This is a genomic window from Rhodococcus sp. Ni2, assembly GCF_021352185.1.
GTDB lineage: Bacteria > Actinomycetota > Actinomycetes > Mycobacteriales > Mycobacteriaceae > Rhodococcus_F > Rhodococcus_F qingshengii.
The window spans coordinates 363,169-378,111 of sequence record NZ_WOXZ01000003.1 but is presented as its reverse complement, the minus strand read 5'-3'; the positions used below and the strand labels follow the sequence as shown (position 1 = coordinate 378,111).

Annotated in this window: 13 protein-coding genes; 6 read left to right on the top strand and 7 right to left on the bottom strand. The window is 63.8% G+C overall.

Annotation, left to right across the window (positions count from 1 at the left end):
- Positions 1–120 precede the first annotated feature (120 nt).
- The 6 genes from GN300_RS28285 to GN300_RS28260 form a co-directional block, all read right to left on the bottom strand.
- Positions 121–1,995, bottom strand: a complete 1,875-nt coding sequence (locus GN300_RS28285; protein WP_003941764.1) for a penicillin-binding protein 2 — start codon at positions 1,993–1,995, stop codon at positions 121–123.
- On the bottom strand, positions 1,992–2,636 hold the full coding sequence (locus tag GN300_RS28280; RefSeq protein WP_003941715.1) for a hypothetical protein: 645 nt from the start codon (positions 2,634–2,636) through the stop codon (positions 1,992–1,994). Before GN300_RS28280 ends, GN300_RS28285 begins: the two co-directional genes overlap by 4 nt.
- Positions 2,633–3,646 carry a 16S rRNA (cytosine(1402)-N(4))-methyltransferase RsmH gene (gene rsmH, locus GN300_RS28275; protein WP_007730079.1) on the bottom strand — a complete coding sequence of 338 codons (1,014 nt, stop codon included), beginning with the start codon at positions 3,644–3,646 and terminating at the stop codon, positions 2,633–2,635. The genes GN300_RS28280 and rsmH overlap by 4 nt, the downstream gene beginning before the upstream one ends.
- A gap of 190 nt (positions 3,647–3,836) precedes the next feature.
- Positions 3,837–4,268 carry a division/cell wall cluster transcriptional repressor MraZ gene (mraZ, locus tag GN300_RS28270; RefSeq protein WP_003941779.1) on the bottom strand — a complete coding sequence of 144 codons (432 nt, stop codon included), beginning with the start codon at positions 4,266–4,268 and terminating at the stop codon, positions 3,837–3,839.
- A gap of 594 nt (positions 4,269–4,862) precedes the next feature.
- A complete protein-coding gene (locus GN300_RS28265) occupies positions 4,863–5,309 on the bottom strand; it encodes a DUF3040 domain-containing protein (protein ID WP_003941660.1) in 447 nt (148 codons plus the stop codon).
- Between the two features lie 237 nt (positions 5,310–5,546).
- Positions 5,547–6,098, bottom strand: a complete 552-nt coding sequence (locus GN300_RS28260) for an SAV_6107 family HEPN domain-containing protein (protein WP_231783463.1) — start codon at positions 6,096–6,098, stop codon at positions 5,547–5,549.
- A gap of 147 nt (positions 6,099–6,245) precedes the next feature.
- Here GN300_RS28260 and GN300_RS28255 point away from each other — a divergent pair, with 147 nt between their 5' ends.
- The 3 genes from GN300_RS28255 to GN300_RS28245 all read left to right on the top strand — a co-directional run bounded on the left by GN300_RS28255 (position 6,246) and on the right by GN300_RS28245 (position 9,311).
- A complete protein-coding gene (locus tag GN300_RS28255) occupies positions 6,246–6,851 on the top strand; it encodes an N-acetyltransferase (protein ID WP_003941672.1) in 606 nt (201 codons plus the stop codon).
- Positions 6,848–8,446, top strand: a complete 1,599-nt coding sequence (locus tag GN300_RS28250) for an NAD(P)/FAD-dependent oxidoreductase (RefSeq protein WP_042452826.1) — start codon at positions 6,848–6,850, stop codon at positions 8,444–8,446. The genes GN300_RS28255 and GN300_RS28250 overlap by 4 nt, the downstream gene beginning before the upstream one ends.
- Positions 8,447–8,516: 70 nt before the next feature.
- Complete coding sequence (locus tag GN300_RS28245) at positions 8,517–9,311, top strand: hypothetical protein (RefSeq protein WP_063892119.1); 795 nt, start codon at positions 8,517–8,519, stop codon at positions 9,309–9,311.
- Positions 9,312–9,372: 61 nt separating this feature from the next.
- On the opposite strand, the gene GN300_RS28240 is transcribed toward GN300_RS28245, so the two are convergent.
- Entirely contained in the window at positions 9,373–10,362 is a 990-nt protein-coding gene (locus GN300_RS28240; RefSeq protein WP_003941803.1) for a methylenetetrahydrofolate reductase, read from the bottom strand.
- Between the two features lie 170 nt (positions 10,363–10,532).
- On the opposite strand from GN300_RS28240, the gene GN300_RS28235 reads away from it, so the two are divergent.
- From GN300_RS28235 to GN300_RS28225, 3 genes are all read left to right on the top strand, one after another.
- Positions 10,533–11,672 (top strand): polyprenyl synthetase family protein, encoded by a 1,140-nt coding sequence (locus tag GN300_RS28235; RefSeq protein WP_007730074.1) that lies wholly within the window; start codon positions 10,533–10,535, stop codon positions 11,670–11,672.
- Positions 11,673–11,674: 2 nt separating this feature from the next.
- On the top strand, positions 11,675–13,267 hold the full coding sequence (gene crtI, locus GN300_RS28230; RefSeq protein WP_063316153.1) for a phytoene desaturase family protein: 1,593 nt from the start codon (positions 11,675–11,677) through the stop codon (positions 13,265–13,267).
- Positions 13,268–13,365: 98 nt separating this feature from the next.
- Positions 13,366–14,943, top strand: a complete 1,578-nt coding sequence (locus tag GN300_RS28225) for an alpha-(1->6)-mannopyranosyltransferase A (protein ID WP_063316154.1) — start codon at positions 13,366–13,368, stop codon at positions 14,941–14,943.

The window sequence follows — 14,943 nt, the reverse complement described above, 5'->3', positions numbered from 1 at the left end:
CTATGGCGGTCGCAACGCAAGCAAAGTTCGGCGCACTGCGATGAATGAGGTTACTGCGACGTTTGAGATTACCGTGTCCGGGATTCACCCGAAGACCGTGTCGAAACCGACACACCGCAATCAGTCCGCCTGCAACACCAACTTGCGACCGGGGTCCGGCGACATCGGGACACTGTCACGCTGGAGCATCCACGACGCGATGTTGTGGAACAACGGTGCCGCCGACTGACCGCCGCCGCCGTCCACGCCGCGAACCGGTGCGTCGAGCATGATTCCGATCACGAATCGAGGATTGTCCGCAGGCGCGATTCCCGCGAAGGTGATCCAGTAGTTGGAGTTGGAGTAGCACTTGCACGCGGGATCCACCTGCTGCGCGGTCCCGGTCTTTCCACTGACCTGGTATCCCTCCACACCCGCGGCAACACCGGTTCCTCGTTGGTTGCCGGTGTCTTCCTGAGTGACCGACCGGAACATGTCCCGAACGGTCGCCGCTGTCTGGGCGCTGACCACCTCGACGCCCTCGGGCTGCGGCGTCTCGGTCCGCGTGCCGGAAGAATCGACAGTCGACTTCACGATCCGCGGAGGAATTCGCACGCCGTCGTTGGCAATGGCCTGGTACATCCCGGTCATCTGCAGGGTTGTCATCGAGAGACCCTGCCCGATCGGCAGGTTCGCGAAGGTTCCGCCGGACCACTGGTCGCGACTCGGAACGCTGCCCGCGCTCTCGCCGGGAAGTCCGACGTCGGTGCGTTGTCCGAGGCCGAACCTGTTCAGCATGTCTGCGTAGCGATCCTCGCCCACTCGCTGAGCGAGCATCAAGGTGCCGACGTTCGAGGACTTTCCGAATACACCGGTAGAGGTGTACGGGGCCACACCGTGATCCCACGCGTCCTTGACTGTGGCACCGGACATCGTGATGCTGCCCGGGACCTGCAGAACTTCGTCCGGAGTTGTCTTACCGTCCTCGATGGCCGCTGCTGCGGTGACGATCTTGTTCACCGATCCGGGCTCGAACGGCGTACTGACCGACGGATTGCCCATTTCGGCTGTCGGCGCGTTCTTGTCGATGCCGATTGCGGGGTTGAAGGTGCTGTCGTTGGACATGGCCAACACCTGTCCCGTCTTGGAGTCCATGACCACAACCGAAGCGTTCTTTGCGCCCGACTTGTCCTTGGCGATCTGGACCTGCTGCTGAACGTAGAACTGGAGGTCCGAATCGATGGTCAGCTCGACACCCGAACCGTTGACTGCCGGTTGCTTGTCACGCCAGCTACCGGGGATCACAGCGCCGTCGGAACCGCGGTCATACGTTTCGGATCCATCGGTTCCGGCGAGCGTGGAGTCCATCGAATCTTCGAGACCGAGCAAACCGTGCCCGTCCCAGCCGGTCGCGCCGACGAGATTCGCGGCCAGAGAGCCACCGGGGTACTCGCGGATGTCCTGACGCTCGAGGCCGACCTCCCGGAACTTGTCCGAGATCTCGGCAGCAACCGCCGGATCCACGCTGCGCGCGAGGTACGTGAAAGTCTCGTTGCTGTTCATCTTCTGAAGCAGATCTTTTTCCGGAACGGTATCGCCGAGCTTGGCGTGGATTCCGGCGGCGATCTCGGCGAGGCGATCGCTCACTTCCGGCGCCTGCTTGTCACCCTCGGCGCCCTGCTCGATGCTCTTGGCGCGCGCTTCCTCGAGTTCCTTGCGTACCCGCACCGGCTGGAAAGTCAGCGCCTTGGCTTCCATGGTGAAGGCGAGGGGGTTTCCGTTGCGATCGGTTATCGAGCCACGTACAGCCGGATCGACCTGGGTCGTGGTTCGTTGATTGGCAGATTCCGCAGCCAGACTCGGCGCGTCGATTCCCTGAATCCACAAGAGCTGCAATGCCGCAACGGCGAGCGCACCACACATGGTGATACGACCGACTCGCTGACGAAACGGAAATGAGGCGGTGGCCGAGCGGCGCGGACGCCGACCGGGGTTGTTACGGGAGTTCTGACTCACCGACGTTCCTCAGGCGGAGCAGGCACCGCCGTCGTGGTGGCGGGTGCTGTCGTCGTGGGGATCACAGGAACCAATTGTTCACTCTGCGCGAGGTTTCGCGTGTTATTCGGAACGCTCGGCGTGGCTCCGGGAGCAACCGGCGTTGTGGTGCGCGGGGGTGTCGCAGTCGGTGCGGGCACCGATGTGGGCGCATCGAGCGGAGGCATAGCTCCGGCAGTCGCGGGAGTCGGCGTTCCGACGACCTCGACCGAACCGTCCGGATGAACTACCAGTCGTGCAGGGTCCTTGGCGGGGACCATGCCGAGAGCGCTTGCCTGATTTGCCAACTCCGGAGCCGAGTTACGCGACTGGAAGTCACGTTCGAGCGCTGCTTTCTGCTCGACCAAAGACTGGTTGTATGCACGTGCATCACTGAGTTGGTACGAATCCTCGGCAGCGCGAGTGGTCAGCAGCAGAGTCACCGCGAGACCGATGGACAGAAGTCCGATGACGGAGGCCACGAACGGCACTCTGCCCTTGAGCATCGCCCGAGGAGAGATAGACGGGCCGGCAGCAGCGACAGTTCCGGTCCGGCCTGCCGCCCGTGCGGTGCGCTTGTCGTATGCACGTTGCGCTGCACCGGATTTGCCCTGACGACTCATGCCCGCCTCCTGGAAATGCGTTCTGCGGCACGCAAACGCACCGGAGCTGATCGTGGGTTCTCTTCGATTTCCTGCTCTGACGCACGTTCTGCGCCACGGGTGAGAATGCGGAACTCCGGTCCCATACCCGGCAACTCGACCGGTAGTCCTTCAGGACTGGTGGACTTCGAGCGGGGAACCAACTCCGCCTTCACAACTCGATCCTCGAGCGACTGGTAGGACATGAACACCACTCGCCCACCGACTGCCAGTGCGTCGAGCCCGGCAGGAACGGCTGCACGAAGCGAATCCAACTCGGCATTGACTTCGATCCGCAGCGCTTGGAAGGTGCGCTTGGCCGGGTGTCCCCCCGTACGCCGCGTGGCTGCCGGGATTGTTCGGTACAGCAATTCGACCAGAGCTGCACTGGTGGTGAAGGGTTCACGCTCACGCTGCCGAAGGATCTCGGACGCAATCTTTCCCGCGAACCGTTCTTCGCCGTACGTGCTCAGAATGCGAGCAAGGTCGCCGTGACTGTAAGTGTTCAGGACCTCTGCCGCGGTCAGCCCGACCGTCTGATCCATCCGCATGTCGAGAGGAGCGTCGATCGAGTACGCAAAACCTCGGTCGGCTTCGTCCAACTGCATCGACGACACACCCAGATCGAAAAGGATCGCGTGAACCGACTCCGTCGACGGCAGACCTGCCTGTTCGAGCGCGTCCTCGATCCCGTCATACGTGGTGTGCACGAACGTCGTTCGGTCCGCGAATGGCGCCAGACGCTCGGAAGCGATCCGGAGTGCGTTGGTGTCGCGATCGAGACCGATGAGGTGAAGGCCCGGGTACTTGCCCAGGAAGAATTCGGAGTGGCCACCGAGCCCCAACGTTGCATCGATCATGTATGCGCCCGCTCCACCGTCACCGACGGCGGTGATGGCAGGGCCGAGAAGATCGTCGGCGCGGTGCAGAAGTACAGGGACGTGCGCGAAGCCATCGGCATCCGAGGGTTCGTTCACCTCGTGATCCACCATGATTGCTCCGGCTCCTACTTTCATGATTTCCGATGACTTTACGAAAAGGTGCTGACTTTCCGAGAAGGCGATGACTGTTCGAGAAGGCGAATGCTTCGAGGTCCCTGCCCGAAGGAGAACCTGGCGCTGGGGAAGTGCGTCAGGGTCTTTCCGGGCAGAGGCCTCGCGGCATTCGCCGGGGGCTCTTCGCCTAGACGATCTCGCTGAGAGATTCGCCTGTTGCCTGCGAATAGTCCTCTTCGTTGTCTCCGAGATACCTCTCCCAGGCTGCTAGATCCCAGATCTCGAGGTAATCGACGGAGCCGGTCACTACGCATTCCTTGGACAGGTTTGCGTAACGCCGATGATCAGCCGAGAGGGTGATTCGCCCCTGGGCATCGGCGTGCTGTTCATCTGTGCCGGCGGCCAGGGCACGGACATACGCCCGAGCTGCCGGATCATTGCGTGGAGCTGCCGCTGCCTTTCGAGCAAGCTTGACGAACTCGTCCCGGGGGTAGATGGCGAGGCTGTGATCCTGACTCTTGGTGATCATCAATCCTCCTGCCAGTTCGTCTCGGAACTTTGCCGGCAACGTGAGCCGACCTTTGTCGTCGAGCTTCGGCGTGAAGGTACCGAGGAACACTCGACACCTCCTGCGAGCTTGCGCTGAAACCCTCCCTATCGAGCGGATCGTGCTTCAGCTCTCCGCCCGAACCCACAGTACCCCACTTTCCCCCACAAACAAGGAGCACATGGTCCCTATTCAGCATCATTTGCTGATAAATAGCAGGTCAGCGCAGGTGGGGAGACGTGGGGGAAATTTGTAACCGTGTCCCGGCCCACACCGCCGTCAGATCGACCCTTTACGCCACGATCTGTTGCTCCCCCACACAAAATCGCAGTACAAGCGCGGTTTTCGAATAGACGTGAGCGGGACGAGGTCTGGTCGTGCGTTGCAGTTCGACCAGGGTGGAGGAAAGTGGAGGGCCGAGTGGAGCGAAGTGGAGGAAGCCCGCGGGCATGCCCTGAGGCAGCAGGAGTGGCGAGCGATTCGCTCGCACGTCACTGATTCACTCGATGGATTGCCGGCGCACACGTACAACACCCACAGCAACGGCGTGTGGCGGTCGGCAACCTTGGTTGCCGACCGCCACACGTGTGGTCGTCCGTGCCCTGAAGAGGGCGTCACGTCCGAACTGCATCACTCTCGAAGTACGCCCGAAGAAGGGCGGGAGAGCTAGTCCTGCTCGAACCTGCGTTTGAATCGATCTTCCATCCGCGACGAGAATCCGCCGCCAGACTTCCGGCCGCGTCCCCGCCCGGATCCGCCGGCACTACCCCTACCCGGCGGACCGGAGGGATGATTGCCACCTTCGGAAGCGGAGTCGGCGGCCGGCGCAGACTTACGTCCACCACCCCAGAGGAACAACACCCCTGCGCCGAACATGAACAAGAAACCGAACAGGCTGATGATCGGAAAACCGCCCGGCTTGAGCGGGAGTGCAACCCCCGCGATCAGCAGGACCAGACCCAGCACGAATAGAGCCGCTGCTTGGAACCGCCGTCTACTCGACGGCGCCCGCATACGGCCGCCCCTCACATTGGAGGCGAACTTGGGGTCTTCGGCATAGAGAGCGCTCTCGATCTGATCGAGCATGCGCTGCTCGTGCTCGGAGAGTGGCACGGTACCTCCCCCGGCACTGGAAGTTTGGCAACCACCCCACGGTGTGAGGCGGCGGGTAATCAAGTTGGACGATTACCTGTTTTCATAATACGAGCAGTTTAGGTCTCGGACCACCAACTCCGGGTACGAGTTCCGCCACAAGCGTACGTATTCGTGCCGAAGGGCCCCGATTCGGCTCCATTTGCCTGTGCGGACCAGGAAATTCCCCGGAAACAACTGCCGACACGGACCATTTGTTCACGACGCTCGCAAATGCTCGGACGCGTCCTGACCGATGAAATCTTCGACCGCTGTGAGAAAACGGCCGACCTCGGCGAAGAATGCGTCGGAATCGGAGTCCGTGATCACGATCGACACGCCGGTTTCCACGGCCGCACGCGTAGCGGACCACCCTGCGAAGAATTTCGACCACGCTCCGAACGCGGGCGCTGCGGCGTCCATCAGAACCCACGCGTTTCCGCTTCGCTTGCGCTTCGAGCCGGCACCGGCAGGAGCTGCGGCCAACACTGCCCCGGCACCACGTAGGGCCGCCAGATAGGCACACCGGAACCGGTCGGCAGGATCGCCCGCCCCAATCGCTTCCTCGAGAAGCGCATCCGCCTTCCGGAGCAGCCCCCACGCCACACCGGACTTTCCCACTCGAGCAGTGCGGTGGCTGGCGTCCGTCGCGCCGAAGGACCGCCTCGCCGACATCGGCAATCGAGAAATTGCGGCATCCGACGGACTCGACAACTCGGCAGGAAGAGTTCGTTGGCACTTCACACGTTCAGGCTTCACACGCTCGGACATCGGGGCACCTCCTGCACCGTGAGGATCCAAGACCAGGTGGGCCGGAGATGCCCGCTTCCCTTCGGGCATCTCCGGATCACCCACATCGAACATCTGTTCGACCTATTCAATATAACTGCACCCACCGACACGCCGTCAAGAGAAGAGGTGAGACCGGTCGACCCGCAGATCGCCTGGACACCACATACGGTCGACCTCGATCGCGCAGAATTCGCGAGTCGACTCCACGAGGCACTGGCCGTGTACGTCACCGCGATGGACTATCCGCGAGGAACCGAGTTCCATCGCGCACCGATGTGGCAGGAGCACGCGAACCGGCCTGGCTGGAAGGCCGTCGGCGCATTGGCGGTTCCTCAGCAACCGTCACACGAAAATCTGCCGCTGGTGGGGATCGCTTACGGGTATCGCGGGAGCCCGGACCAGTGGTGGCATCAACAGGTACTGCACGGGCTTCGGCGCTCGGGTCGTCCCCAGAGCGAGATCGACGCGATTCTGAGCGACTACTTCGAACTCACCGAACTCCACGTGCATCCGAACGGACAAGGTCACCGGTTGGGCGAATCGCTCTTGCGTCACCTCCTCGTCGATCGACCCGAACGCAGTGTTCTGTTGTCGACACCCGAGGTGTACGACGAGGACAACCGAGCCTGGCGGCTGTACCGTCGCCTCGGCTTTCGTGACGTGCTCCGCAGATTTCGTTTTGCCGGCGACAACCGGCCGTTCGCAGTCCTCGGCCGTGGACTCCCACTGTGAGCGCGCTTCTCGACGCCGTCGTCGTCGGCTCCGGACACAACGCGCTCGTATCGGCCGCCTACCTCGCACGCGAGGGTTGGTCGGTCGAGGTTCTGGAGAAGGACACGGTTCTCGGCGGCGCCGTCTCGACCGTCGAGCGATTTCCCGGATACAAGGTGGACCGGGGGTCGTCGGCACACCTCATGATCCGACACAGCGGCATCATCGAGGAACTCGGACTCGGCGCGCACGGACTGCGCTACATCGACTGTGACCCGTGGGCGTTCGCGCCGCCCGCCCCGGGCACCGACGGGCCGGGCATCGTGTTTCACCGCGACCTCGACGCAACCTGCTGGTCCATCGAACGAGCATGCGGGACAAAGGACGCCGACTCCTACCGGCGATTCGTCGCGGTCTGGTCGGAGCGCAGTCGACATGTCATGAAAGCGTTTTCCGCACCGCCCACCGGATCGAACCTGATCGGTGCGTTCGGAGGTCTCGCCACCGCACGCGGCAACAGCGAACTGTCTCGGCAGTTCCTCGCGCCTGGCGACGCACTGCTCGACGAGTATTTCGACAGTGAGGCACTCAAAGCAGCGCTTGCGTGGTTCGGCGCCCAGTCCGGGCCTGCGATGTCGGAACCGGGAACCGCTCCGATGGTCGGCTTCGCGGCCCTCATGCACGTCTTGCCGCCAGGGCGAGCAGTCGGTGGAAGCGGCGCACTGAGTGCTGCGCTGGCCTCCCGGATGGCTGTCGACGGCGCCACGGTCGCGCTCGGTGACGGCGTGACGTCGATCCGCCGAAACTCGAGTCACTGGACCGCCACAACCGAGAGCGGTCGAGAAGTTCACGCTCGCAAGGTAATCGCCGGGTGCCACATCCTGACCACGCTCGATCTCCTGGGCCGAGGGGGCTTCGACCGAACCACGCTCGATCACTGGCGGCGGAAAATCAGGGTCGGCCCCGGCATCGGCGCGGTACTTCGACTGGCGACATCCGCGCTTCCGTCGTACCGCGGCGACGCCACGACACGGGAAAGTACCTCGGGATTGCAATTACTCGTCTCCGATCGCGCACACTTGCGCACTGCACACGGCGCAGCACTGGCGGGGGAACTTCCTCCTCGCCCTGCGGTTCTCGGAATGAGTTTCAGCGGAATCGATCCCACGATCGCCCCGGCCGGTCGGCATCAGGTGACACTGTGGTCGCAGTGGCAGCCGTATCGCCTCAGCGGACATCGCGATTGGGCATCGGTCGCCGAGGCGGAGGCCGACCGGATCGTCGGCGAGATGGAGGCTTTCGCACCCGGGTTCGCCGATTCCGTCCTCGACCGGTTCATTCAGACTCCCCGGGACATCGAGTCGGAATTGGGGATGATCGGCGGAAATGTCATGCACGTCGAGATGTCACTCGATCAGATGATGTTGTGGCGACCGCTTCCGGAACTGTCCGGCCATCGCGTTCCGGGAGCAGACGGGTTGTATCTGACCGGAGCATCGACTCATCCCGGTGGCGGTGTGTCCGGAGCCAGTGGTCGCAGTGCGGCTCGAATCGCACTGTCGGACAGCCGCCGGGGCGCGACTCGTCGTTGGATGCGTCGTTCGAGCAGGTCGTGAAGGTCACCCGCCGAACTTCACCCGCCGACACGCCCCCGCCTCGATGACTGGCTACGCCACGGCTGGCACGATGACCACTGTGCAACAGTCCACCGATCCCGCCGCCAAGCCGACCAGTCGGAAACGTTTCCTGACGGTTGCCGCGCTCGCCCTCATGCTTGTTCCCTTGCTTGCCGGGTGCATCCGCGTGCAGGTGTCGATGGGAGTGTCCGCGAACGATCGTGTGACCGGACAGGTGGTAGCTGCCGCTATTCCGGCGAACGAGGCGGACAAGGGTCCGCAGCTGACCCCACCTTCGTCGCTGGAGGACAAGATACGGGTTCAGGAGTACAAGAAGGACGGGTACGTCGGCAGCCAGGCGTTCTTCAGCGACTTGTCCTTCGGTGACGTCGCCCAACTGGGCTCCATGTACGCCGAGGGGTCCGGGTCGTTCCAGATCACCCTCAAGCGATCCGGGGACACCGTCACGCTCGACGGCAAGGCAGACCTGAAGACGGTTCCAACTCAGGGCGCCGACGTCCAGGTCAGCATCGCCTTCCCGGCACGGGTCGGCACGACCAACGGAACACGAGACGGCGATTCCCGGGTGTCGTGGACCTTGCCCGCCGGCGAGGTGTCGACAATGCGCGCCGAGGTCAACTACGCGGACCCAAGCACCCGAAGCTTCGCCGGGTGGGCAGGAATCATGGCCGGGCTGGCGCTCGGTGTCGCGATTGTCGTCGGTGCGATGGCCTGGATGGCGCGCAATCGAGCACCGATCAAGCGCGCGCCCGCAGCGAAAGCACCGGTCATGAAGACGCCTGTCACGAAATCACCTGCCAGCAAGCAAGCTGACAACAGGAATCCGAAAAACACCACGAAGTAGCGCCTGGCGATTGCCCCACTCGATTGCCCCACTCGATTGGTGTCGAGCGGGGCAACCGGGATCAGACGGCTTGTGCTGTCCCGACAGAGGTGTCGGGGGTGAGACCGAGTCGCTCGAGGACCTCACTGGTGGCGCGCGCAAAGTTCAAAGTGATGAAGTGCAGGCACGGAGCGCCTTCGGCGATCAACCGCTCACCCATCTCGGTGGCCAGATCGATGCCGAGTTCGCGGACCGCTGCACGGTTCTCGTCCGGACCGCTTCCGGCCGCGGCGTCGAATCGACGCTCGAGAGCGGGGGGCAACGACGAGCCCGAGAGCTCGAGCATGCGCCGCACCGAGCGCAGCGACGTCACCGGCATGATCTCCGGGATGATCGGCTTGGCGCCCTGTTCTGCGTCGTACGCACTCACCCGGTCACGAAGACGCAGGTAGTCCTCCACGTCGAAGAACATCTGCGTGATCGAGTACTCGGCGCCGGCACGCAACTTCGACACCAGGTACTTCGTGTCGTATGCCAAGTCCGGAGCGCGGTAGTGCCCCTCGGGGAACGACGCGACGCCGACGTGGAAGTCGCCCAGGTCACGGACCATCCGCACGAGTTCCTCGGCGTACTCGACGCCTTCGGGATGCTTCTTCCATTCGCCGAGCGGATCGCCGGGCGGATCGCCGCGCAATACGAGGATGTTGCTGATCCCACGATCGGCGTAGGCACCGACCATGGCGCGAAGCTCTTCGGTGCTGTGTGAGACAGCAGTCAGGTGAGCAACCGGCAGCAGGGTCGTCTCTTCGGCAAGTTCGCCGGTGACACGCACCGTACGATCGCGCGTCGAGCCACCTGCGCCGTAGGTCATCGAGACGAACGCCGGTCCGAGCCGCTCGAAGGTACGCACCGCACGCCACAGGCGCGCTTCGGCGTCCGCGTCACGCGGCGGCGAAAACTCGACCGAGAACGGAATACGGCTACCTGTCGAGGAAGCGATCCGATCGACGATCGACGGTGTTCGGGTGGCCCACCCCTCGCTGGAGCGGCCCCTGACTGGATCGAATGTCACCGGTCAAGCATATGTTTTCCAGCTGCAAACAAGCTCATCGCCCAGTACTGCGTATCCCGAATGTCAGGATCGCGCAGTTCACGGCCCGACCCGCCGTTGAATCCAACCCCTACTAAGCTGGGCCCCAAGCTCGCTTCCGTGTAACCATCCGGCGCGAGAACATACCGATCTTGGAGGCCACCCTGTCCGCAGGAACCGCGCGCGTTGGACAGAGTTCGACCAACACCGCACCGCATCCGACCTCACTCGAACTGCCAGGTCTGTTCGAAGCAGCGCTCCGCGACTTCTTCGCTTCACGCCGCGAACTCGTCTCGAACATCGGCGGTGGATACGAGGAGGCCGTCAGCACCCTCGAGGCCTTCGTCCTGCGCGGAGGAAAGCGCGTCCGACCGTCGTTCGCCTGGACGGGATGGCTCGGCGCCGGAGGCGACCCGAACGGTAAGGACGCAGACGCGGTGATTCGTGCGTGCGCCGCCCTCGAACTGGTGCAGGCCTGCGCGCTCGTCCACGACGACATCATCGACGCATCCACGACCAGGCGCGGCTTCCCGACCGTTCACGTCGAATTCGAGGACCAGCACCGAGGCGAGGAGTGGAGCGGCGATTCCGCGCACTTCGGCGAGGCCGTCGCCATTCTTCTGGGCGACCTGGCCTTGGCCTGGGCGGACGACATGATCCGAGAATCCGGGATCAGCCCCGATGCGGCCGCACGTGTCAGCCCGGTCTGGTCGGCAATGCGCACCGAGGTGCTCGGTGGCCAATTCCTCGACATCAGCAATGAAGCCCGAGGCGACGAGACCGTCGAGGCAGCCATGCGGGTCAACCGCTACAAGACCGCCGCGTACACGATCGAACGCCCACTGCACCTCGGCGCCGCGCTGTTCGGTGCGGACGCCGAGTTGGTCGACGCCTACCGGACCTTCGGCACGGACATCGGTATCGCCTTCCAACTTCGCGACGACCTGCTCGGTGTCTTCGGAGATCCGTCCGTCACGGGCAAACCGTCGGGCGACGATCTCATCGCCGGTAAGCGAACTGTCCTGTTCGCGATGGCGCTTGCCCGCGCCGACGCCGCAGATCCGGCGGCAGCAGAACTGCTCCGCAACGGAATCGGCACCCAGCTGACCGACACCGAGGTCGACACTCTGCGCCAGGTGATCACCGATCTGGGCGCCGTCACCGACGTCGAAACGCAGATCGACACCCTCGTCGAGGCAGCTGCGAACGCCCTCGACTCGAGCACGGCAACGGCAGAGTCCAAGGCTCGCCTGACCGACATGGCGATCGCGGCCACGAAGCGAAGCTACTGACCGTGGCACACGTGCACCGCACTCGAACCGTCAGCTCGCCGACCGATCGAGTCGTGATCGTCGGCGCGGGACTTGCCGGACTGTCTGCGGGGTTGTATCTGCGTGGCGCCGGCCGCGACGTCACGATTCTCGAGAGCAACAGCTCGGTCGGTGGGCGAGTCGGTGTCTACCAGGGCAATGACTACAGCATCGACAACGGCGCAACGGTGCTCACGATGCCCGAACTCGTCGAAGACGCGCTTGCCGCCGTCGGTGCCGACCCAGCCTCGACAAACCCCAAATTCGTTGTGCACAAGCTCGATCCGACGTACCACGCGCGATTCGCAGACGGCACCGCTCTCGATGTCCACGCCGATCCAGAAGACATGGCTGCCGAGGTCTCCCGTGTCTGCGGGCCGGAAGAAGCGCAGCGATACCGTGCGTTGCGGCGATGGCTGAACCGGATCTTCGACGCGGAATTCGACCGCTTCATGGACGCCGACTTCGATTCTCCCCTCGGACTGGTCAATTCGCGTGACGCAGTCAAAGATCTGAGCCGGCTCGTCGCACTCGGAGGATTCGGGAGACTGGGCGGGCAGGTGGATCGCAAGATCCGCGACCCTCGCCTCCGGCGGATCTTCACCTTCCAAGCGCTGTATGCGGGCGTTGCTCCGTCTCGGGCCCTCGCGGTGTACGGGGCGATCGCTCACATGGACACCTCACTCGGCGTCTACTTCCCCGAGGGCGGGATGCGCACGATCGCCGAGTCGATGGCCGACGCCTTCACCGAGGCCGGCGGAATTCTGCATCTCGGCCGCACTGTCGAACGCCTCGAGGTGAGCGGACGGCGCGTGCACACCGTTCACACACGCGACGGCGAGCGCTTCGACTGTGACGCCGCCGTCCTCACTCCCGACATGGCCGTCACGGACTCGCTGTTGCGCCCGCATACGCGATTGCGTCCGCGCCCGGTGCGTACATCGCCGTCCGCTGTCGTGATTCACGGCACTGTTTCCTCCGCGGTCGCCGACGAATGGCCCGCGCAGCGACACCACATGATCGACTTCGGCGAGGCGTGGAAGCGTACCTTCGCCGAGATCACGGCACGCCGCGGCCGCGGGCGACTGATGAGTGATCCGTCACTGCTCGTCACCCGACCGGCACAGACCGATCCGAGCCTGGCCTTCTCGCGAGACGGCCGAATCCGTGAACCGCTGTCAGTCCTCGCGCCGTGTCCGAATCTGGACAGTGCAAGTCTCGACTGGTCGACTCTCGGCCCGCCCTACGTGCGCGAAATCATCCTCACGCTGCAAGAACGTGGCTACACGGGACTGGTCGAAGGGTTCGAGATCGATCACGTCGACACCCCGCAGACCTGGCTCGAGAAGGGCATGGCCGCGGGTAGCCCGTTCGCAGCGGCACACACCTTCACCCAGACGGGGCCGTTCCGACGCAAGAACCTCGCCCGCGGCTTCGACAACGTCGTTCTCGCCGGATCGGGAACCGTTCCGGGGGTGGGAGTACCGACCGTTCTGCTGTCCGGACGGCTCGCCGCCGAACGTATTACCGGTACACGCGAGCGAGCCAGCGCGGTGGGCACTCGTGCGAGCAACTAAACTGGCCCCTCGTAACCGACCATTCATCCACGATTCACCGACTCGGGCGCTGCACGCGCCGATCGACACCGATCTCCTCGGGGGAGGAACCTGCACCGATGACGTCCTCTGCCGCAGCCACTGAAAGACCGTGGCACCTAAGGGCCGCCAATTTCCTTCGGACTCCCGAAGGTCACAGTGCACTGCTCGGTTTCTTCGGCGCAGTCATGATCACTTTCGGCGGATTCGGTGCCGGTAGCGTCCGGCGCCAAGATCCGCTGCTCGAGTCGATGCATCTGTCCTGGCTCCGTTTCGGCCACGGATCGATTCTGTCGGCGGCCATCGTCTGGATCGGTGTCCTGTGCATGATCGCCGCCTGGGTTCGACTGGGCCGCTCGACTCTGCGCGGTGACGTCTCGTTGCGCGGCCTGCGCTACGTCGTCCCGGTCTGGACGTTTCCGCTGCTGTTCGCGGTGCCCATGTTCAGCCGTGACGCCTACTCCTACCTGGCGCAAGGCGCGTTGTTGCGCAACGGCTTCGACCCGTATGCCGTCGGCCCCGTCGTCAATCCGGGAATCCTGCTCGACAACGTCTCCAACGTGTGGACGACGACAACTACCCCGTACGGTCCGGTTCACCTTCTCCTTGCCGACGCCATCGTTCGGCTGACCGGCGAGAACGTCATCGCCGGCACGATGCTGTTGCGGATCACGATGCTGCCCGGACTCGCCCTGATGATGTGGGCCGTTCCCCATCTCGCGACGAAGCTCGGCGGAAACACCTCGATCGCCCTGTGGCTCGCAGTACTCAATCCCCTCGTCCTGATCCACCTGATCGGCGGCGTTCACAACGAGATGCTCATGGTCGGCCTCATGGCCGCAGGCATTGCGCTCGCTCTCGAACGCAAGCACCTCTTCGGGATCGGGCTGATCGCGCTCGCCGTCGCGATCAAGGCAACCGCAGGCGTCGCACTTCCCTTCATAGTCTGGATCTGGATGATCCACGATCGGGAGGACGCCGCAGCGGCCGGGCGAGAACCGGCGTCACCGATCCGATCGTTCGTCAAGACAGCCGGCGCAGGTTTCGCGGTGTTCGTGGCGGTACTCGGATCCACCTCACTGATCGCCGGAGTCGGCCTCGGCTGGACGACGGCACTCTCCGGTTCGGCAAAGATCATCAACTGGCTCTCGCTGCCCACGATCGTGGCGCACATCGGAACCATGGCAACCTCCTGGTTCGCCGGCGACCATTTCAACGACATCCTCGAAGTCTCCCGGACCATCTCGGCGGTTGTGTTGATCGCGATCATCGCCGTCGTGTGGTGGCGCTACCGCAAGACCGAACGCGACGCCGTCATGGGCATCGTGATCGTGATGGTCGCCATCGTCGTTCTGTCCCCCGCAGCACTCCCCTGGTACTACTCCTGGCCGCTGGCAGTAGCGGCCGGTTTCGCAATGTCGCCGACGACTCTCGCCGTACTGACCGGGCTGTCCACCTGGCTGATGCTGGTGTTCCAGCCGGACGGATCGATCGGCCTGTACACCTTCCCGCACGTGGCTCTGGCCATCGTCGCTGCCGTGATCGCGGCGATGTCCTTGCAGACGGAAGACCCACTGCGACTTCGTGGACGCAAACACGAGAAACCGATCGAAATGACGTCAGCCGCCTCGGCGCCCTCGACGTCAGGATCTGCGTGA